The sequence below is a fragment of the Thermoanaerobaculum aquaticum genome (genome assembly GCF_000687145.1).
Lineage (GTDB): Bacteria > Acidobacteriota > Thermoanaerobaculia > Thermoanaerobaculales > Thermoanaerobaculaceae > Thermoanaerobaculum > Thermoanaerobaculum aquaticum.
Genome location: NZ_JMFG01000020.1, coordinates 1 through 19,743, shown reverse-complemented (window position 1 = coordinate 19,743; position 19,743 = coordinate 1). Strand labels below are relative to the sequence as shown.

Below are 19,743 nucleotides of genomic sequence, written 5' to 3'. Positions count from 1 at the left end.
GCGGTGGACCGCGGCGCCCGCCAAGGGCAAAGCTTGCGGCTTACCGTTTGAAAGGCACCGTAGTGGGGTCAGAGGGTTTTTGCCCGCCGGTGGCCACGTTGTCCAGCACCGAAGCGTAAGCCACCACGCCGCTTCCCGAGGTAACCGTGACCTTGGCCCACCCGGATTCCAGGTTGCTCTGTCCGGCCTTGCTCACAAACACCTGGTCTTCCTGTTTGAGCTCGCCGGGGTTCAGGTTCACGTTGTAGGTGGCCAACTGGGCACCGCTACCGGAGTAAAGTGTCACCGTAACGCTGGCGACCGCAGTGCCGAAGTTAGCCACGGCAATGTTGGTGCGGTAGAAGGCATTTTGTGTGAGACCCACGAGGTACGCCGATTGTCCGGCACTTAAGGTATCGGCCAGCGAATAGGCTTCCATCCCCTGACCAAACGTTGTGCCAGCCGTAAGTCCTAGGCTGTTCCCAGCTGCCAGCTTGTTGTATGTCCTGGAGAACACCTTCAAAGGTTGCGGCGCTTCGACCTTGAGCACGCCTTTGGTCCCCGCTTTGTTGAGCTGGCCCACGATGTCGCGGAAGATGCCTTGCCCCCCGGCCGGAATCGGCGTTGCCGAGTTGGCGCCCACCGCCGTCTGTCCTGCCGGGTAGTAGGTAAAGGCCACGGCGCTCGAAGCCGTGCCCACGTTGAGCACCATGACGTCGGAGTAGAAGTAACTCCCTTGGCCGGGAGCGTTGGCCACCACTGGAATCCAGTAGACGTTGCTACCCCCGCCACCTCCGCCGCTGGGACTCACGCTTACCTGCACGGTGTTGGACCAGTTGCCGGTGGCTCCGCAGGTGCGCTTGGCCCGTACCCGGAAGTAGGCGGTCATGGCGCTGGTGGTAGTGACCTGAAAGCCAGTGCTGGTACCCGCAATGTCGTAGCTTTGCGCTCCCGAAAAGCCGCTGTTGTTGGCAAACTGCAGCTCGTAGCTGTCGGCCAGGGAAGCGGCTGCCCAGGAAAGCGTAAAGGTTTCTCCCGAAACCACGCTGGACTTGGAGCTCGCAAGACCCGAGGGGGTTCCGGGCATCGTGCAGGTTGACGCCGGCGGGGTCCCCAAACGCAGGCGCCCGTACCCAAAGTCGTTGTCCTTTCCGCCGGGGCCCATATCCTGGGCGTTGCTCTCCAGGTAGCTGCGGATTTGGCTTCCCGAGTACGTCGGGTAGCCTGACAGCACCAACGCCGCCGCACCACCCACGTGGGGTGAGGCTGCCGAGGTGCCCGAGCACCGGTTGGCACCGTAGGCGTTGCAGGAAACCTTAGCGTAGCCTGAAAGGTCCGGCTTCACGCTCCCACCGTTTAAAGCCCCACCTGGGCCGTTGGTGGGCCCCTTGGAGCTGTATGGCTCCAAGTCCAACGTGGCCACGTGCAAAGCGGCAGTGGCCACGGCTCCCGAGGCATCCGCCGGGGGTGTGAGTGACCCTTCTTGAACGTTAACGGCCAATGGATTATTGTCAAACCTGTTGAAAAACTCCAGCTGGACATTGGTGGGGCCGGAGTAGTACTTAATGGCAAAGCCGTAACAGGTTTCCTCGTTGGTGGTGGCAACATCAAAGTTTTCCTCCACCGGCCGCTGCCCCACTTGGCCGTTTTGCGTATCCTCCGATTTTCCGAGAACAACCCACTGGGAGCCGGCCGCATCCCATTTAACGATGTAAAAGTCCAAGTCGGTTTGCGGGGCGTTCCACTGGTTCCACACAAGGGAGGCACTAATGCTGGTTTGAGCCGGAATGTTTACACAGTTTCCCGCACCATCGGTAATGTAGTTCACCTCAAGGCCGGCGCCATCAAACTCCAAAAAGCCGTTGCCGTTGCTATCCACCAGGTTGCCCTGCCAGTGAGCAAGGCGGGAGTTCCCCGCAGAGTTGGCCCAAAAGCCCCCGGAGCTCACGAAATTGTTGACCGCTGTAGCCAAAGCTCCCGTCCCATCCCCGGGACCCCAGGAAAGCCAGCCCAAAGACATGGTGATCACCTTGACGCCCTGACTTTGCATCCACTGAATGGCGTTGACGATATCCACCTCGGTGGCTATGGCAGCCACGTACATGGTGGCTTGGGGCACGATGTCGTACACGATCTCCGCGCACATGGTACCGTGTTCCGTGTCGGCCATGTTCGCCGTGCCGTCAGGCCAAATCATGAAGCGGTCCGCGGGTGGCAGGTCACTCCCCAGAAGCGCCTGGTAACCCGTGAAGCCCCCGTCAATGATCCCCACCTTCACGCCTTGCCCTTGAATACCGGCACTGTGCCACGCCGGCACATTCATGGCCGTGAGCGCTTCGGTGGTCATGGAGCCCGTCAAAGCCCGAAGGCCGATTTGCGTTTCCCAAGGGGCAGGCCGGTAGTAGCTGGGGACCCGGACGACTAGGACTTCCGGTTGCTCAGCTGCGGCCCGGACCAGTGGCGCGTCAGCAAAGCACTGGAAGATGTTTTCCGCACGCAAAAGCTTCGTGCACCCTCGCTCTGTCAAAAAGGTTTGCACCTTCTCCTCAGCTCCTTGGGCAGCCACCACGTAGACCTGCACTGCATCGCCGTCGCTTCGCAGACCCGCCTGCTGGGCGAACTTGCGGGCCTCCTGGGCTTCCAGCCAAGCGTTCAGTGTCCGGTCTAGCTTGGCCCACCGCGCCTTTTTAACAGGCGGAGATGCCACCGGACCCAAGCGAGCCTTCGCCTCGTAAAGAGGCACCTCGGCCTCCACGAAGCCACTCAATAACGCGAAAAACAAGGACGCCAGCCCAAACCGCCTTCCGCGCACCATGGTAAATACCCTCCTTTTTTCCGTCCCCCCAAACGCTGAGGAAACCCTCCCTAAATTTAATCTAGGTCAAAGCAAGGCCTTGTCAAGCGCCCTGTACACATGCTTGCCACGCCCCGGCGTCTGGGCAAACGAAAAGCAAACCAAACCTGGAAGAGGCCCAGAAAAGAAGGGCGGCCAAGCGGCCGCCCCTTTCGGAAGCCCCTTGGCCAGGGACTTCTACTCCAACGGCTTAAGGGTGAGCGGGTCCCGGAGGGGTAAGCGGGTCATGGGTCCAAGCTTGGCCAATTGGATCTCGGGGTAGTCCGGGTGCCCTTTGAGGATTTCATCCACGTTGCCCACTACCAAGATGACAAACTCCTCGGGCCGGATGAGCTTTTGCGCAGCTTTTTGGGCCGCTTGGACATCCACCTGGCGGATGTTGTCCCGATAATTTACCCAGTAGCTGTGCGGGCGACCGGTCAGCTCGTCCATGGCGTAAAGCTGCACGGTGCGGAGCTTGGTTTCGAAGTTGCGGGGGAAGGTTTCAATAAAGGAGTTCTTGCTGGTGGTAAGCTCGGCCTCGGTGATCTCGCCGCGGCGCAACTTCTCCACCAGCTCCAGGGTCAAAAACGCGGCCCGGGCACAGGTGGAGGATTTGGACTGGAAACCGGCCCGGAAGGTGCCCGGGTACGCATCCAAAATTCCAAAGGAGGAGTACGCGCCGTAGGCCAGCCCCTCGTCCGAGCGAATGCGCGACATCATCCAGGCGGTAAAGCCGCCCCCACCCAAGATGTCGTTGGCCACGGTAATGGCAAACTCCTCCGGCAGCGGCCTTTTGGCCCCCAGATGACCGATGGACACCCGCCCCTGGTTCACATCGGCCTTGTGCACCAGGTAAACACCGGGCTTTGGCTTATGGGTGGGTTGGGGCACCGGCGGTACCGGCTGGGGTTTGACCTTCCACTGCTCAAAATAGGCCTTGAGCTTGCGCACCACCGCCTGCTTGTCCACATCGCCAGCCACCGCCACCACGCAGTTGGCGGGGTTCACGATGCGGCGGTGCAGGGCCACCAGATCCTCCCGGGAAATGGCGTCCACCGAAGCTTTTGTGGGCAGGCGGCACAGCCAGTATTCATCCCCGTAGATGAGGCGTTGCCATTCGCGGCTTTCGATGTCCGCGGCATCGTCGTTGCGGCGCTTGAGCTCGGCAATAAGGTCTTCCTTGGCCTTGGCCAGGCGCGCTTCGTCAAAACGCGGCTTGAGGAGCACATCGAAGAGGAGCTGCAAGCCCCGGTCCAAGTCCTTGGCCAACAGGTTCAGCGTCACGGAAGAAGACGTACCGCTCACCGAGGTGGCCAGCTGCGCCGCCAGGAAATCCAGGGTCTCGTCTAGCTCCTGGGGGGAGAGGACCCCTGCGCCGCCGGTGCGCCACACGGTGCCCAAAAGCTCGGCTGTGCCTTCCTTGCCTTTTTCCTCCAGGTAGCGGCCACCGCGGAAGGAGATTTGCACCGTTACCAGCGGCAGGAGCTTATCCTCGGCCACATAAGCGGGAACGTTGCCGGGAAGTGAAACCTTAAAGCTTTCCGCCCGGGGGACGGCAAAAGCTAAAGGAGGGAAGGAAAGCATTTCCGGACGCGCCGGAATTTCACCGGCGCCCGCCGTCGCAGCAAGCAACAACACCAGGAAAAACTGGCTTTTCTTGATCATGTCACTCCTCCTTCCCTTCCCCTTGCAGTTGGGCTAAGCGCTGCTCCATTTTCTTGAGCAGAAAATCAAAGGCCGGCTTCATTTGCGGAGGTACCTTGGCGGCCATTTGCTGCATTTGCGCAATGGCCATCCCCAGCTTTTCCGCATCCTTCATCTTTTCGATTTGAGCCAGCTGCTGCTTCACCATGCCTTTCAGCTCGGAGGGCAAAGCTGCCAACTCAGGATCCTCAGCTGTGCCGGCTTTTCGGGTGTAAATGGCCACGTTGCGGTTTTCCTTGGTGAAGATACGGGCCGCCACGGTTTGGATGTCCTGTGCGGTCACCGCCTGCACCTTGGCGGGAGCCTCGTTGATGAAGCGCCAGTTCCCAAAGGAATCGTAAAGGGCCAGCTGCAGCATCAAGAAGAAGTTGGTTTGCAAGCGCCGGAACGAGTTGGCCAGCTGCTGGTTTTTCACCTTTTGCAGCTCGCTCTCCCCCACCGGTTCTTTGGCCAGCCGATCCAGCTCCGCCAAAAGCGCTGCCTCCACCGCCGCGGGCTCCACACCCTCTTTGACCTCCGCCCCAACTTCGAAAAAGCCCGCGTACTTCATGGGACGGAACTGGGCGTAGGGCTCACCCACGGCCACCTTCCTGTCTTCCACCAGGCTCTTGTAAAGCCGGCCGGTGCGCCGGTTTAACAGGTCGGCCGCCAGCTGCAAGGCGTACATGTCCTTGTGGCCAAAGGGCACGGCGTGAAAGCGAATTTGCACTTCGGGGTTGGTATCGGCTTCGGCCAGGAAGCGCTTTTCCGCCAGCTGCGGGATTTCCTCGGAAATCACCTCCGGCGGCTCCTGCGGCCCCCGGGGGATACGGCCAAAGTACGTGCGTGCCAAAGCCAAAGCCTTTTCCGGGTCGAAATCGCCCACCAGCACCGCCGTGATGTTGTTGGGGGCGTAGTAGGTTCCGAAGTAAGCTTCAGCTTGCTTGCGGCTAATGGACTCCACGTCTGCCGGCCAACCTATGACCGGGTGGTGGTACGGGGTGGATTGCCAGAACATAGCGTCAAACTGCTCCTCGAACTTGCCCAGGGGTGTGGACTCCACCCGCAGACGCCGTTCCTCCCGCACCACATCCCGTTCCGAGTAAAACTCCCGAAAGACCGGGTTGGCCAAGCGGTCGGACTCCAACCAGAACCACAGCTCCAGCTTGTTGGCGGGAACCGTCACGAAGTACACCGTTTGGTCCTCGGTGGTGAAGGCGTTGAGCCCCGAGGCCCCCTCCCGCGTGTAAACTTGGTCCAGCTCGTCCTTCACGATGTTTTCTTTTTCCTGGGCGTAGAGCTTTTCCAGCTCGGCCTTAAGCTCCTTCAAACGGGGCGTGGCGTTTTCCGGATCGTAAATGGAGCCGGAAATTTCCCCTTTCCGCAGCTTTTCCCGCAGCAGAGAGTATTCCTTCTCCATTTCCGCACGAACCGCATCTTGGCGCGCCAGGATTTCCCGGTCCTTTTCGTAATCCTTGGTGCCAATGGTCTTTGTCCCCTTAAACATCATGTGCTCGAAAAGGTGGGAAATGCCGGTGATGCCAGGGGACTCGTTCACCGAGCCCACCTTCGCTACCCACCCGCAGGCCACGGTAGGGGAATCGTGGCGCTCCACCATCAAAAGCTTCATGCCGTTGGGCAGCACCTCCTCCCGCACCTCCACCTTTTGCGCCCATGCCAGAAGCGGCAGCAAAATTAAAACCAGCAACAGCCCAGCTCGCTTGCTCATAAAAGGCTCCTTCCCGAAATAGGATCCACCATCAAGGGGCCATTATAAGCGGCCCTGTTGGGCTATACTCGCCGGCCGGGAGGCGCCTATGCTGGTCTTGGCTTTGAGCTTGCTCTTCGCACAAGGAGGGGAAAAGCTGATGTACCCATTGACGACCCAGGGTTTTTCGGAGTTTTTAAGCCAGCATGAAAAGACCGTGGCCCCGCTGGAGCGGGAGGCCAACTTAGCGTGGTGGGAAGCAGCCACCACCGGCAAGGAAGAAGCTTATGCCAAGCAGGCGGAGCTGCAAACCAAGCTGGAAACCGTCTACACCGACCCCAAAGCCTTCGCCTACCTCAAGGAGCTGCGGGCCAAAGGGGTAGTGCAGGACCCCAAGTTGAGCCGCCAGCTGGAAATCCTTTACCTCAAATACCTGGGGCGACAGCTGGACCCCGAGCTTTTAAAGCAAATCATTGGCAAGGCCACCGCTGCCGAGCAAAAGTTCGCCACCTTCCGCGGCAAGGTAAACAGCCAGGAGGTCACCGACAACCAAATTGAGGAGGTCCTGCGCTCCTCCCGCAACCGCGAAGAGCGCAAGGCGTACTGGCTGGCCTCCAAGCAAGTGGGGGCGGCGCTTGCTCCCGACGTGGTGGCGCTGGTCAAGCTGCGCAACCAGGCCGCACAAAAACTGGGGTTCAGGGACTTCTTTGCCCTGCAGCTGGCCCTCAATGAGCAGGACGAAGCTTGGCTTTTCAACCTCTTTGACGAGCTGGACCGGCTCACCGCCGAGGCCTTCCGGCAACTTAAAGCGCGCATTGATCAGGTGCAAGGGCAAAGGCTGGGGGTCCAGCCGGAAGAGCTCATGCCCTGGGATTACACCGACCGCTTCTTCCAGGAGGCCCCTAACCTCTCGGATCTCGATTTGGACGCACCCTTAAAGGACAAGGACCTGGTTGCCCTGGTGGCCAGCTTTTACCAGGGCATAGGCTTGGACCCGCAGCCGATCCTGGCCCGCTCGGACCTCTTCGAGCGCCCTGGCAAAAACCCCCACGCTTTTTGCACCGACATTGATCGGCAGGGGGACGTGCGGGTTCTGGCCAACGTCAAGCCCAACCAGTACTGGCTGGACACCATGCTGCACGAGCTGGCGCACGGCGTGTACAGCTACTACGTGGATCGCAGCCTCCCCTACTTCCTCCGCGCCGATGCCCACATCTTCGTCACCGAAGGGGTGGCCATGCTCTTCGGTCGCCTGGCGCAAAATGCCCGCTTTTACCTGGCCATGGGCCTCATTGGCGAGGATCAGCTGCCGGCCTTCGAAAAAGCCATGACCGACAAGCTGCGGGCGCAGGCGCTGATCTTCTCCCGCTGGTGCCAGGTCATGCTGCGCTTTGAAAAATCCCTTTACCAAAACCCCGATCAGGACCTGGATGCGCTTTGGTGGTCCCTGGTGGAGCGGTACCAGGGCCTGAAGCGACCGGCCGAAGCCCCCAAAGGGGCCTGGGCCAGCAAGATCCACATCGTTTCCGCACCGGTTTACTACCACAACTACTGCCTGGGCGATCTCTACGCCTCCCAGCTCCACGCTGCCATCGTCAGGGAGCTTTACCCGGGGGCCGATCCTGCGAACGTGGTTTACGTGGCCAACCCCAAGGTGGGGGAGTTTTTCAAAAAGCGGGTCTTCGGTCCTGGAGCTTCGCTGCCGTGGCCGAAGTTTGTGGAGTTCTCCACCGGCTCCCCGCTTTCCCCGCAGGTGTTTGCCCAGCAGTTCGTCGGGCAGCAGGCGACAGCAGCAAAGCCGGCAAAGTAGCGAGTTTTTGACCGCAGTATTGGGGTTCCACGCATTAAAGTTGGGACCCGCGCTCCGTCGCGGGTCGCTTTTCTCTTAGCCGGCGCAGGCGCGCCGGCCCCACATGTGGAGCGGCGGCCCCACATTTCTCTCGCGCTGGCCCCACGAAAAAAGATGTGGGACCTGCGCTCCGTCGCAGGTCGCTTTTCTCTTTGCCGGCGCAGGAGCGCCGGCCCCACACGCGGAGCGCTGGCCCGCACATCCACGTCAAAGAAATAGGAGTTAGCCCTGGGTGGCAAAAAACTCGGCGATGGCGGCCACCACCCGCTCCTGCTCTGGCGCCGTGAGCTCGGGGAAAATGGGCAAAGCCAAAACCTCCGCCGCTGCCTTTTCGGCTTCGGGAAAAGCGCCCGGCCCGTACCCCAGGCCCGCGAAGCACTTTTGCAGGTGCAGCGGAATGGGGTAGTACACCTCGGTGCCAATGCCCCGTTCGGCCAAAAACGCCCGCAGCTGGTCGCGCTTGGGTACCCGCACCACGTACTGGTGGTAGGTGTGGCCGCGATCGGGAAGCTCCTCCGGGAGCTTGACGGTTTCCGTAAGCCCCGCCTCGGTGAAAAGCTTGCGGTAGCGCTGGGCGTTTTCCCGCCTGGCCTGGTTCCACCTTTCCAGGTACGGCAGCTTGGCGCGCAGCACCGCGGCCTGCATGGCGTCCAGGCGAAAGTTGCCCCCCACCGTGTGGTGCACGTAACGGGGCCGCATACCGTGCACCCGCAGGTCCACCAAAAGCTCAGCAAGCTTGGGGTCGTTGGTGGTGACCAAACCGCCATCGCCAAAGGCACCGAGGTTCTTGGTGGGGAAAAAGGAAAAGCAGCCCACCGCCCCCAGACCGCCCACCTTCCGACCCTTGTAGGTGGTGCCGATGGCCTGGGCGCAGTCCTCCACGATGGGGATTGCACCAGCAGCGCTTCCGATGGCATCCATATCGGCGGCTTGGCCGTAAAGGTGCACCGGCAGGATCGCCTTGGTGCGGGGGGTAATGGCATCCGGAAGCTTTTCCGGATCCAGGTTGAAATCCACCGGGGAGATGTCCACGAAAACCGGGCGGGCCCCCAGGCGCGCCACCGTCCCGGCAGTGGCAAAAAAGGTAAACGGCGTGGTAATCACTTCATCTCCCGAGCCCACACCCAAAGCCATAAGCGCCGCCAGAAGCGCATCGGTGCCGGAAGAAACCCCAATTGCAAACTTCACACCCAAAAACGTGGCGATTTCCTTTTCAAACTCCGCCACCTCTGGACCGAGGATGAATTGCTGGCTGGCAAAAACCCTCTCCAGCGCCTGGCGAACGTCTTTTTCCACGGTAGGCCATTGACGAGCAAGGGTAAACAGGGGGATTTGGGTTTGGCTCATGATTTACTCCCAAAAAGCGAAGTACCTCGGGGCCGGGCGTACCCGACCGCTTTTCCGCAGCCACCACGCCACAAAAGCCCCAGCCACAAAACCGCCGATGTGGGCAAACCACGCCACGCCACCGGCAGCTCCACCGGCTGCGGCCAGGGAAAGCGTACCGGAAAAAAACTGAATTACAAACCAGAGCACCAGAAAAACCGGCGCTGGCAGCTCGGCCATCGTCATAAAAAAGCCCAGGAAAACCAGCGTCTTGATCCGCGACCAGGGGAACCAGACGAAGTACGCCCCTAGAACCCCGGCAATGGCCCCGGAAGCCCCAATCATGGGGACTTTGGAAAGCGGATCAACAACCGCCTGAGCTAACGCCGCGGCCGCCCCACAGAAAAGGTAAAAAACCAAGAACCGCCCGTGACCCAGTGCATCCTCCACGTTGTCACCAAAAACCCACAAAAACCACATGTTGCCAATAAGGTGCAGCCATCCCCCGTGCAGGAACATGGAAAACACCATGGTCCAGAGGTTAAACGACACACCCACATCGAAAAGATCGGGGTGAAAGAAGCGCAAGGGGACGAAGGCGTAAGCCCGCAAAAACGGCTCCAGGTAGCGACCCAGCAGCAGCTCGTAAAAAAAAGCCACCACGCAGGCCACGATGATGATGACGTTGATGACGGGGGGTCTTGCTGAGGGAATCGAGTCACGGAGCGGAAACATAGCGCCGGCAGTATAACCGACCCCACCCCTTCACCAAACCTTCACCTGGCCTTTCCCAACTCCTCACACCGCACTCCCACCATCGCTGTGCGGCACATGCCGCGGGGAGGAAAAGATGCAGTTGAGACAAGTGGTCATGCTGCTTTTTGCGTTAAGCATAGGGCCACTGGGAGGTGCCGCCACCGGCGCCGAGCTTTCGGGGAAGGTACTGGATGCCCAAGGGCAGCCGCTTCCCGGAGCCACCGTGGCCCTGATCCAGCAGGGAGAGCCGGTGCAAACCACCTGGGCCGACGCCAACGGAGCGTTCGCCTTCACCTCGGTGGCCGCCGGCGCTTACCAGCTCCGGGCCAGCCTCGATGGCTTTGGCGAGGTCACCACGCCCGTGGAGCTTAAAGAAACCGGCAAGCAAGAGGTGGAGGTGACCTTGGCGCCAACCCAGTTTTCCGAGCAAGTGGAGGTGAAAGCCGAAAAACCAACTTCGGGCACCGTCCAGGTGCTGGAGGAAAGACGCACGAGACCGGTGGTTTCCGAAGCGCTGGCCAAGGAGGATATGGCCAAGTCCCCCGATGGTGACGCTGCGGCTGCCATGCAGCGGGTCACCGGGGTTTCCACGGTGGGCAACCGCTACGTGTACGTGCGGGGTTTGGGGGAGCGCTACGCTGCGGTGCTGCTCAACGGCTCGGAGCTCCCCTCCACCGAAACCGAAAAGCGCGTGATCCCTCTCGACCTTTTCCCCACCAAGCTGTTGGACCAGGTAACGGTGGTGAAGTCCTACGCCCCCGACCTCCCCGGTTCATTTGGGGGTGGCCTGGTGCAGCTCAACACCTCCCCCTGGCCGGAGGGAACGGTAATGACCGTGCGGGTGGGTTCCGGAGAGAACTCCCAGGTGGCCGGGCACAGCTTTTCCCGCTACGCCGGGGGGCTCGCCTTTGACGGCTCCGGAGGCCAGTGGCTACCGGCGGGCTTCCCCTCCTCCTTCATCACCCGGGCCACCCGCTTCAACCCCCAGGGATTGACCCCCGAACAGCTCCAGAACCTCGGGCGCAGCTTGAGCGGCAACTGGACCGGTAAACCCACGTCCTCATCTCCTGCCAACCGCTCCTTTGCCCTTTCCTACGGCCGTTCCTTCGGCTCCCTGGGTGTGGTGCTCTCCGCCACACAATCCCACGGCTTCACCCGCACCGAGGAAACGCAAACCTTTTACGGCTTGGACAGCGGCCAAATGGTCCCCATCAACGACTACAACCTGGTGACCTACGGAGAAAACGTGCGGTGGGGGTTGTTCGGGTCCCTGGCCTGGAAGATCTCGCCCCAGCACAGCGTGCGGGCCACCTCCATGCTTTCCCGCAACGCCCGGGCTTCCGATCGGGTGCAGGAAGGCTACAGCAGCAACTCCGGCAACTACATCCGCGACCTGCGAGCCCGCTACACCAAGGAGGACCTCACCACCCACCAGCTCACCGGTGAGCACTTCTTTTCCGGCTTGGGCCGCGGCTTCTCCCTGGAGTGGCGGGCCTCCTACGGCAAGGCCCGTAACCTCGGGGATTTGCGGGAAAACATTTACGGCCTGGGTGCCGACGGGGTGTTTCGCCTGCTGGTGGGCTTCCCGGAGGTGGGCAAGATCGAGTTCCACCGCCTGCAAGACCAGCTTTGGGACGGATCGCTTTCCGCTACCAGCTTTTTTGAAATGGGTCCAAGCGTGTACGGGTCGCTGAAGGTGGGCGCCGGAATCACCCAGAGGGACCGGGAGTTCTTAGCCCGGCGCTTCAAGTTTGTGGCCACCAACCCCATCCAGTTCGACCTCTCCTTACCCCCGGACCAGCTGTTTCAACGGGACAACATCCGCCCCGACGGGTTTGAGCTGCGGGAGGTGACCGGGGTCAACGACGGCTACAGCGGCACCCATGACCTCACGGCTTTTTTCGCCCAGGGTGACATCACCTGGGGTCCGGTGCGGGCCCTTTTGGGCTTGCGGCTGGAGGACTCCCAGCTCGAGGTGGTGACGGTGAACCCCTTTGACACCCGCAACCCCGAGGTTGCTCGCCTCTCCAACCGCGACTGGCTCCCCGCCCTCAACCTCACCTACACCCTCTCCACCCGCACCATCCTGCGGCTGGCGGCCAGCCGCACGGTGAACCGCCCGGAGTTTCGCGAGCTCTCCCCCTTTGCCTTCGTGGAAATCACCGGTGGCCGTTCAGTGGTGGGCAACCCCCACCTCCGCCGCAGCGTGTTGGACGCCCTGGAGCTGCGCTGGGAAACCTTCCCCAATCCCGGGGAGGTCATGGCGGCCTCGGTGTTTTTCAAGCGCATCACCGACCCCATCGAGCGCATCGTGCAGCCCACCACCGAGCTGAGGAGCTCCTGGACCAACGCCAAAAGCGCCGACCTCAAAGGCCTGGAGCTGGAGTACCGCCGCTCCTTAGCCGCTTTCCATCCCTCCCTGCAAAACCTCACCCTCAACCTCAACTACGCCTTCGTGGACTCCCAGGTAACCGTGCCGCGGCGGGCCCTTTCGGTGGTCACCAGCACCAGCCGCCCCCTGCAGGGCCAAGCCCGGCACGTGCTCAACGGCATCCTGGAGTACTACTACCCGCGCTGGGAAAGCCTCGTCCGGGTGCTTTACAACTTCACCGGCCGTCGCGTCTCGGAAGTAGGGGCTTACGGTCTTCCTGACATTTACGAAGAGGAAAACGGAACCTGGGACCTTTTCCTGCGCCAGCAACTGCGCTTCCTTGCGCCGGGACTGGAGGTGAGCCTGTCCGCTTCCAACCTCACCGATAACCGCGAAAAGTACATGCAAGGCCCCCGCCTGCAAAGGCAAGCCAAAACCGGGCGGACCGTAAGCGTGAGCTTCGGATACGCCCTGCAATGAACCTCAGAAAGGAGGGCAGTCATGCGTAGGTATTTGGGCTTTTTTCTGGCAACGTTTGGACTTTCGGCGCTCACCGGCTGGGCCCTGCCGCCCCAGCAGCAGCCCGAGGGGTTGGAAAGGGGTGTGACGCTGCCCGGGGTGAGCTGGGTGCAAGCGGCGGAAATTTCAGCCGGTGCCACGAGTCTTACCCCACCGGAGGATGTTCAGGCGTACCCCATCGTGCTTCTGGAAACCAACTACTACACCTTTGAGCCGGGGCAAAGGCTCCAGCTGCGGGTAAGCCTCTACCCCAACGGCTGGGTGTGGCCGGTGACCCTTTACCTCTACCGCCAGGACCGCACCACCGGCGCCAAGGAGTACTACTCGCTGCGCACCGGCAGCTTCCAGAGCCAACCCCGCGACCTCTTTGGCAGCGAAAGCGAGCCGATGGCGGTTTATCTCCCCGCCCTTGAGGACTTCGTGCTCTTTGGCTCGGCCAGCGACGGAAGCGATAACGGCTTCGGCTTGGACGGTGCCTTGGGACCCTCCTTCACCGCACCTTCCAGCCCGGGCTTGTTTCAGTTCGTCATGGAAGTCCGTGACGCTGAAGGCCGCAGGGTTTTGGCCAAATCCAACGCCATGTACAGCTTCGTCACCCAAACCGTGGAGGTTTCGGGGGCCATTACCACCAACACCACCTGGCAGGCCAGCAAGGCTTACCGCTTACGGGACTTTGTGGCGGTACGCAACGCCACCCTCACCATCGAGCCGGGAACCGTGATTTACGGCGGGGACGCCCGTGCCACGCTGTTCATCACCCGCGGCGCCAGGATCATCGCCGACGGCACCGCCATGCGCCCCATCATCTTCACCTCCCCCAACCGGGTGGGTCGGCGGGCACAGCGGGACTGGGGCAGCCTGGTGGTTCTGGGCAACGCCCCCATCAACGAACCGGGCGGCCAGGCTTACCTGGAAGGCCTTCCCTCCCAGCCCGATTACGCCTTTGGCGGCAACGATCCCCACGACAGCTCGGGCGTTTTGCGCTACGTGCGCCTGGAGTTCGGTGGCTTTGAAATCGAGGCTAACCAGGAAATCAACGGACTCACCCTCGCCGGGGTTGGTGACGGCACGGTCATTGACTACGTGCAGGTGCTCTACAACAAGGACGACGGCGTCGAGTTTTTCGGCGGCACCGTCAACGCCAAGCACCTCTTGCTGGTGGCCGCGGCGGACGATGGCGTGGACACCGACCTTGGCTACCAGGGGAAGATCCAGTGGGTGGTGATCCTCGATTCGCCCATCAACGACGAGCCCGACTCCAACGTGGGCTTTGAGTCCGACAACCACCCCCAAAACTTCGACCTCACCCCCAGGACCCGCTATCAGATTTACAACGTCACCGCCGTGGCACCTCCGGTAAGTGCTGGCGGCAAGGGTTTGTACGGCGCCCGCATCCGCCGGGGGGCTGCGGGTTCCTATCACAACATCATCATCACCGGCAGCCAGTTCGCTCCGGTTACGGTGGAAAGCACGCAAAGCCAAAACCTGGCGGGAACCGAGCTCATCTTCGACAACTCCATCCTTTACGGCAACTTTGCCGACGCTGCCTTCAAATCGGGGGCCAACCCGGCCTTGACCCGCAAGTTCCTGTTTGAGGACATGAAGTTCAACCGCAACGTGGACCCGCAGCTGAAGCTCGGGGCGTGGAGCGCCAGCAAGCTGCTTTACCCCAACCTGGAGCCGCTGGCCAACTCACCGGCCCTGGATGCCAACTTCGTGCAAACCCCGCCTGACGACGGCTTTTTTGACACCAACGTCTCCTGCATCGGTGGGGTTTGCCCCGGCGACAACTGGGTGCTTTCCGGTTGGGCCGTCTTTTCCGACAACTAAAGGAGGGAAAAACCATGAAAAAGCAAGTGTTCTTTGCCCTCGCGTTTTTGGCCGCCGCCACCCTGGGGGCACAAACCCTCACCGTGAGCCTCTCCGGTGACAGGGTGGTAGGTGGTGGGGAGCCCAATGCCTCGGGCTTTGCCACCCTGGAGTTTCAAGGCACAACCTTGAACTACACCATCCTCACCAACGGCTTAAGCCAGCCCACCGGTGCTACCCTTTACCTTGGCTACCCCGGACAAACCGGAACGGTGCAGGTAGATTTGGCCGCAAGCTTTACCTCCAACCTCGCCACCGGCTCCGTGAGCAACGTGCCCGAGGCTAAAGTAGCCGCCATCCTTGCCAACCCCGGCGGGTACTACCTGCAGGTGGCAACCGCCAGCAAACCCACCGGCGCCATCCGCGGGCAACTGCAAGGGGAAGCGCTTTCCGGCAGCCGCATGCTCATTGCCCCGGTGTTGGCCAAGGTGGCCGGGCAAGTGGGGACCAACTTCCTTTCCGATTTGACGGTGGCGAACCTCACCAACAATGAGCTTTCGGTGACCGTTCAGTACTTCCCGTCCAGCGGCACGGCAAGCCAAAGTGCGCAAATTACCGTTCCTGCCCGGGGCCAAAGGGTGGTGCAGGATGCCCTGGGCACGCTCTTTGCCGCCTCCGGAAGGGGGGCAGCAATCCTTCAAGCCCCCGGCGCGCTGGTGGGGCAAGTGCGGGTGTTTAACGACCAGCGCGGCAGCACTTCTTTTCCCCTGCCGGGAACCTTCAGCCAGTTCTTCACGCTCACTTCCTTGGAGGACCTGTCCACCAGCGGCGTGCTTTTAGGGCTTTCCAACCAACCGGCAGCCACAGGGCAAGGTTTCCGCTCCAATCTGGGCTACTTCAACCCCAACGACAGCGCCGTCACCCTGCATTTGGCCGCCTACTCCAGCGATAACCAGTTGCTTGCCGCCAAAAGCGTGGTCTTGCCTCCCAAGGCTAACGATATTAAAGGCGTAAGCGAGCTGTTTGGGGCTGCCTTGAACACCCAATCGGAGTTTTTCGTGCGCTTTACCGTAAGCGGCGGTTCGGCCGTGGTGTTCGGCTCGGTGGTGGACAACATCACCGGTGACGCCGTGACGATCTGGCCGCAGTCTTAAAAGTCAGTCCTCCCCGCCTCGCACCCGGCCGCAAGGCCGGGTTTTTTTATAATTGGCCGCGTTTGCCCGAAAGGGCGGGGAGGAAGGATGCGTAAACGTTGGGTGTTTGCTTGCCTCTTGCTGGTGTTTGCCGAGCTGGGGTTTGGGCAGCAAAACCCCACTCCAGCCGACAAGGCGCAGCCTAAATTCTCGGTGTCCTGGAAGGACGGAAAGACATCCTTTGACCTGGAAAAGGCCCACCTGGAGCTTTCCAACCGCCTGCAGATCAGGTTTGCGCTTTCGGATGAGAGCTCCAAGCCCACCGTGGGCAGCTTCCGCATTCGCCGCTTCAAGACCAAGCTTGAAGGTTGGGCCTATAGCAAGGACCTGACCTTTGAGCTGCAACTCAACTGGGCCGATGACAAGCCCCTAGAGGACGCCAACGTGGCCTACGATTTTTCCCACGGAAAAAAGCTTTTTGTGCTCAAGGGCGGCCAGTTCAAGGTTCCCTTTGGGCGGCAGGAGCTCACCTCTTCCGGAAGCCAGCAGTTTGTGGACCGCTCCCTGGTTTCCACCGAGTTTGCCAGAGGGCGGGACATTGGCGTGCAGCTTTCGGGGTTGGCCCTGGGGGGCAAGCTCGATTGGCGCGTGGGCGCCTTCAACGGTTCCGGCCGCAACGCCACCACCAACGACAACTCCAAGCTGCAGTACGACGCCAGGGTCACCTGGCAACCCTGGGGCGAAGTCAAGTACAGCGAAAGCGATTTTGCTTCCAGCCCAAAGCCGCTTTTGGCCCTGGCCGGCCAGTACGAGCGCAACGACCGCCGAGGTGGGGTGCCCACCTTAAACGTTTGGCAAGAAACCTGGGGCGGCGATGTCACCGTTGTGTGGCGAGGTTTTTTTGGTTTTGCTGAGTACTTTCAGCGTGAACAGGTGGCAGTGCGCTCCGCGCCCGAAAAGTCACGGGGTGTTGCCGTGCAAGGGGGTTATTTTTTGCTCCCCTCCAAGTTGGAAATGGCCCTCCGCTATGCCGTGCTGGAGCCCTCCAACCTTGCCTCAAAAGACCACCGTTACGAAAAAGGCCTAGCGGTCAACTACTTCTTCAACCACCACGCCCACAAGCTGCAAGCCGATGTGCGTCGTGTGGAGGACCAACGGAGCGGGAAAAAAACTTGGGAACTGCGCGCCCAGTACCAGCTGATCTTTTGAGCGTTAAAAAAAGGCCGGCGCTGGGCGCCGGCCTGAACTTTTTGGCGAGGCTTTACCGCACCAGCTGTACGGCGCGAAAAGCGGGAATCAGGGGCATCACCCTTTCCGCTTGGCGAATGAAGCGCAGTTTGGCGGTTTGTTCGCTGGTAAGCATGGCCTCAAAGCCGTTCACGTACTGCCGATGGGCTTGAGCGATGGCTTCTCGCACCCCTTTGATTTGAATGACCAACGCCCCCACCGCCGCGGCATCGGGGTTTTCTTGCTTTAGGAGCTCAGCCAATTGCCCTTCCAAGCCCCGCAACTGCTCTTCCAGCGGCGCCACTGTCTCCCGCAGGGTGGTGAGCAGGGCTTCCCACTGCGTCACTTGCTCAGGCGTGAGCTGGAGAAAACGCGCCACCGCCTCCCGCGCTTGGGGGAAGGGGAGCTCCTCGCTTTCCTGGGCAGCAACGGGGAATGCCAGGAAAAGCAAAGCCAAAGTTGCACCAAGCGTCCGTCTCATGGTAGTTCCTCCTTTCCTCGGTTAAAAACGCTCCGGACGGTGCGGGCCAGGTTCCACCCCCCGCCCTTGCCGCCGTTCCCGGCGTTCTTGAAGGCGTTCTCGCACCACCGTGTGGAGTTTCCTCCACTGCTCGCCGGTGAGGGTTTGCCGCACGGCCAAAAGCAGCTCAAAGCGCTCCACCTCCAACCGCTGCCGGGCTTGCTGCAACGCGGCAAAGGCTTCCCGCACCTTACGGGCGTCCAGGGGCTCCTTTTCTGCCAAAAGCCGGAGTTCCACTTCCGCTTTTTGCACCGCTGCCCGGGCGTCAATCATGGCCTTCACCCGCTCGGCGGTCAGTTGTTCCAGCTTGGCCTTTTGCTCTGGAGAAAGGCCCAACTCCTCAGCCACCACCGGGCGCTCCCACCAACGCCCAGGGGGTACATCGAAGGGCGGTCCCCCAAGCCCCTGAGCCCCCAATCCTGCCGCCAACGTAAGTCCAAACACCGCCAACCCGTGTCTTTTCATTCCCTGCTCCTTTCTCCGGAGGTACGCTCCGGTAATTTCCAGCTCTCCTTCCGAAAAGCTGGTGTTTTTTCCTTCCTCCTCTGGGGCACCCCCGCAGGCTGCGCGTCCGGTGCCACCACACCTGCAAAGACGGTGGAACCGCTCCCAAGGTTGACACCACCCTGGGCAACAGGGAGGTCCCATTTCCTTTTGCGGTTGCGGGGAAGAAAGGGCGGTATGCGAAACGGGCAAGCTTAGGCCTGCGCCGGCTAAGAATGCCCCCATGCTAAACGCCACGCACGCCGCTGTTCGAGGCTGAAGGGTAGCGGTAAATCCCAAACCAGCACCGTTTTTCCGCCGCCCTCCCGGCAATTCAGGGGATCTCCGGCACAACCCCAGGGTCTAGCCGTCAAGGACGCAGGGGGGGGCGGTCCTGCTTGCATTAGCAAAGGCAATAACCGGTTTTGCAGGATTAAGCTACCACTTGCCGGTGTCCAGCACCGCTGTGCAAGACACGCCTGTGATTTTCACGCGTGGCATATGGGAATTGGTAGGTTACCATCTGAAGTGGGTATTGGCCGCGAGGACAAAGGTCAACGGGAGCCGAACGTCGCGTCAGCCCGGGCGTTGTAGCTGGCAAAAATGCTATCCCAAATGCCATTGGCGCCGTCCGGACCGTACTTAAATTCGTACTCCCACGCCTCAATGGAGCGCATCCCCAGTGCCATCGCCTGGGTGAATACGGTGGTGTAGTCGCCCTTCTCAAACCGGGTCGTTTGGTCCGACCGGCCGATGACCTGACCGTAGATGTCACCAGGGTAAGCCATGAGCTGGGCAATAAGACCGGGCTGATACGACACCTTGCCGGAAAGCCACCACACGGCGGCACCAACGCGGTGTCCCAACCTCGGATCGTTCCAAAGATCGTAGATGACCTTGGCTGGCACCGCGGCAGAGCTGTTCACCTCATGCACCTCGAAGGCGATGGCTTTGTCGCTAAAGGCGTACGCAAAACTCCTGGCAGCGTCTTCACAGGCTTCAACCCAAACCGCGTCCGAGTAGCCAGCATCCACCAGATCCGCCATATCTACTCCTTGAAGATGCCCTTCGATGCCATTGGCCGTCATTTGCGTGACGTAAACCAGCTTGAGGCTCGGGTCTTGGTTGTACTGCGCCGCCAAAGCATTTGGCAGGATCCTCAACCGATCCTGGACGATTGGGTTCCAAAACAGCGGCAATCGGTAACCGGGTTGGCCACGAAAGCTGTAGCTGACGTAGGGCACACCCAATCCGCCGGAACTTGGCGGATCAACAAGCCACGTCGGACTGCCAACGCCGCCGCCCGCAACTGCGAGAGACCATGACAGCCCGTGGGACTTCACACTGGCGATTTGAAACTCCAGCGATGAAAAGTCAAACACGCCGGGTATCGGCTCGACGCTCGCCCAATTCGTGCGAATCAGGACACCGCGCAGGTGCAGATGAGCGTAAATTTCGGAGCTCAGCGCACCCGAACTGGAAAACGTGCCAATTGGCTTGTCAACGGTTTCAGCTCGTGGGGGAGGGGTGAGCCGGCGGCGGGG

Annotated in this window: 13 protein-coding genes; 5 read left to right on the top strand and 8 right to left on the bottom strand. The window is 61.0% G+C overall.

Features of this window, described 5'->3' with window-relative positions; all coding sequences use genetic code 11:
- Nucleotides 1–40: 40 nt before the first annotated feature.
- The 3 genes from EG19_RS07420 to EG19_RS07410 all read right to left on the bottom strand — a co-directional run bounded on the left by EG19_RS07420 (nt 41) and on the right by EG19_RS07410 (nt 6,227).
- A complete protein-coding gene (locus EG19_RS07420) occupies nt 41–2,794 on the bottom strand; it encodes a S8 family serine peptidase (protein ID WP_038049247.1) in 2,754 nt (917 codons plus the stop codon).
- A gap of 216 nt (nt 2,795–3,010) precedes the next feature.
- A complete protein-coding gene (locus EG19_RS07415; RefSeq protein WP_038049245.1) occupies nt 3,011–4,480 on the bottom strand; it encodes a M16 family metallopeptidase in 1,470 nt (489 codons plus the stop codon).
- 1 nt (nt 4,481) lies between these two features.
- Nucleotides 4,482–6,227 (bottom strand): M16 family metallopeptidase, encoded by a 1,746-nt coding sequence (locus EG19_RS07410; protein WP_053335058.1) that lies wholly within the window; start codon nt 6,225–6,227, stop codon nt 4,482–4,484.
- Nucleotides 6,228–6,315: 88 nt separating this feature from the next.
- Between EG19_RS07410 and EG19_RS07405 the strand changes: the two genes are divergently transcribed.
- Entirely contained in the window at nt 6,316–8,016 is a 1,701-nt protein-coding gene (locus tag EG19_RS07405; RefSeq protein WP_200867129.1) for a M2 family metallopeptidase, read from the top strand.
- Between the two features lie 261 nt (nt 8,017–8,277).
- Here EG19_RS07405 and EG19_RS07400 read toward each other — a convergent pair whose 3' ends face one another.
- Entirely contained in the window at nt 8,278–9,402 is a 1,125-nt protein-coding gene (locus EG19_RS07400; protein WP_053335057.1) for a DegT/DnrJ/EryC1/StrS family aminotransferase, read from the bottom strand.
- 3 nt (nt 9,403–9,405) lie between these two features.
- On the bottom strand, nt 9,406–10,116 hold the full coding sequence (locus EG19_RS07395) for a rhomboid family intramembrane serine protease (RefSeq protein ID WP_038049243.1): 711 nt from the start codon (nt 10,114–10,116) through the stop codon (nt 9,406–9,408).
- A 115-nt stretch (nt 10,117–10,231) separates the two neighbouring features.
- On the opposite strand from EG19_RS07395, the gene EG19_RS07390 reads away from it, so the two are divergent.
- From EG19_RS07390 to EG19_RS07375, 4 genes are all read left to right on the top strand, one after another.
- Nucleotides 10,232–12,988 carry a TonB-dependent receptor gene (locus tag EG19_RS07390; RefSeq protein ID WP_038049241.1) on the top strand — a complete coding sequence of 919 codons (2,757 nt, stop codon included), beginning with the start codon at nt 10,232–10,234 and terminating at the stop codon, nt 12,986–12,988.
- A gap of 21 nt (nt 12,989–13,009) precedes the next feature.
- Nucleotides 13,010–14,857 carry a hypothetical protein gene (locus tag EG19_RS12640; RefSeq protein ID WP_053335056.1) on the top strand — a complete coding sequence of 616 codons (1,848 nt, stop codon included), beginning with the start codon at nt 13,010–13,012 and terminating at the stop codon, nt 14,855–14,857.
- Nucleotides 14,858–14,871: 14 nt separating this feature from the next.
- A complete protein-coding gene (locus EG19_RS07380; RefSeq protein ID WP_038049239.1) occupies nt 14,872–15,990 on the top strand; it encodes a CHRD domain-containing protein in 1,119 nt (372 codons plus the stop codon).
- 87 nt (nt 15,991–16,077) lie between these two features.
- Nucleotides 16,078–17,178 carry a porin gene (locus tag EG19_RS07375; RefSeq protein WP_038049237.1) on the top strand — a complete coding sequence of 367 codons (1,101 nt, stop codon included), beginning with the start codon at nt 16,078–16,080 and terminating at the stop codon, nt 17,176–17,178.
- A 52-nt stretch (nt 17,179–17,230) separates the two neighbouring features.
- On the opposite strand, the gene EG19_RS07370 is transcribed toward EG19_RS07375, so the two are convergent.
- From EG19_RS07370 to EG19_RS07360, 3 genes are all read right to left on the bottom strand, one after another.
- Nucleotides 17,231–17,677 carry a Spy/CpxP family protein refolding chaperone gene (locus EG19_RS07370; RefSeq protein ID WP_081800023.1) on the bottom strand — a complete coding sequence of 149 codons (447 nt, stop codon included), beginning with the start codon at nt 17,675–17,677 and terminating at the stop codon, nt 17,231–17,233.
- Nucleotides 17,678–17,698: 21 nt separating this feature from the next.
- A complete protein-coding gene (locus EG19_RS13680; protein ID WP_161685476.1) occupies nt 17,699–18,181 on the bottom strand; it encodes a Spy/CpxP family protein refolding chaperone in 483 nt (160 codons plus the stop codon).
- A gap of 572 nt (nt 18,182–18,753) precedes the next feature.
- A partial coding sequence (locus EG19_RS07360; RefSeq protein ID WP_053335055.1) for a beta-galactosidase occupies nt 18,754–19,743 on the bottom strand: 990 nt, incomplete at its 5' end.

Coding starts and splice junctions, on each gene's coding strand:
- EG19_RS07420 (WP_038049247.1), bottom strand. CDS start 2,794: ATGGTGCGCGGAAGGCGGTTTGGGCTGGCGTCCTTGTTTTTCGCGTTA.
- EG19_RS07415 (WP_038049245.1), bottom strand. CDS start 4,480: ATGATCAAGAAAAGCCAGTTTTTCCTGGTGTTGTTGCTTGCTGCGACG.
- EG19_RS07410 (WP_053335058.1), bottom strand. CDS start 6,227: ATGAGCAAGCGAGCTGGGCTGTTGCTGGTTTTAATTTTGCTGCCGCTT.
- EG19_RS07405 (WP_200867129.1), top strand. CDS start 6,316: ATGCTGGTCTTGGCTTTGAGCTTGCTCTTCGCACAAGGAGGGGAAAAG.
- EG19_RS07400 (WP_053335057.1), bottom strand. CDS start 9,402: ATGAGCCAAACCCAAATCCCCCTGTTTACCCTTGCTCGTCAATGGCCT.
- EG19_RS07395 (WP_038049243.1), bottom strand. CDS start 10,116: ATGTTTCCGCTCCGTGACTCGATTCCCTCAGCAAGACCCCCCGTCATC.
- EG19_RS07390 (WP_038049241.1), top strand. CDS start 10,232: ATGCAGTTGAGACAAGTGGTCATGCTGCTTTTTGCGTTAAGCATAGGG.
- EG19_RS12640 (WP_053335056.1), top strand. CDS start 13,010: ATGCGTAGGTATTTGGGCTTTTTTCTGGCAACGTTTGGACTTTCGGCG.
- EG19_RS07380 (WP_038049239.1), top strand. CDS start 14,872: ATGAAAAAGCAAGTGTTCTTTGCCCTCGCGTTTTTGGCCGCCGCCACC.
- EG19_RS07375 (WP_038049237.1), top strand. CDS start 16,078: ATGCGTAAACGTTGGGTGTTTGCTTGCCTCTTGCTGGTGTTTGCCGAG.
- EG19_RS07370 (WP_081800023.1), bottom strand. CDS start 17,677: ATGAGACGGACGCTTGGTGCAACTTTGGCTTTGCTTTTCCTGGCATTC.
- EG19_RS13680 (WP_161685476.1), bottom strand. CDS start 18,181: ATGAAAAGACACGGGTTGGCGGTGTTTGGACTTACGTTGGCGGCAGGA.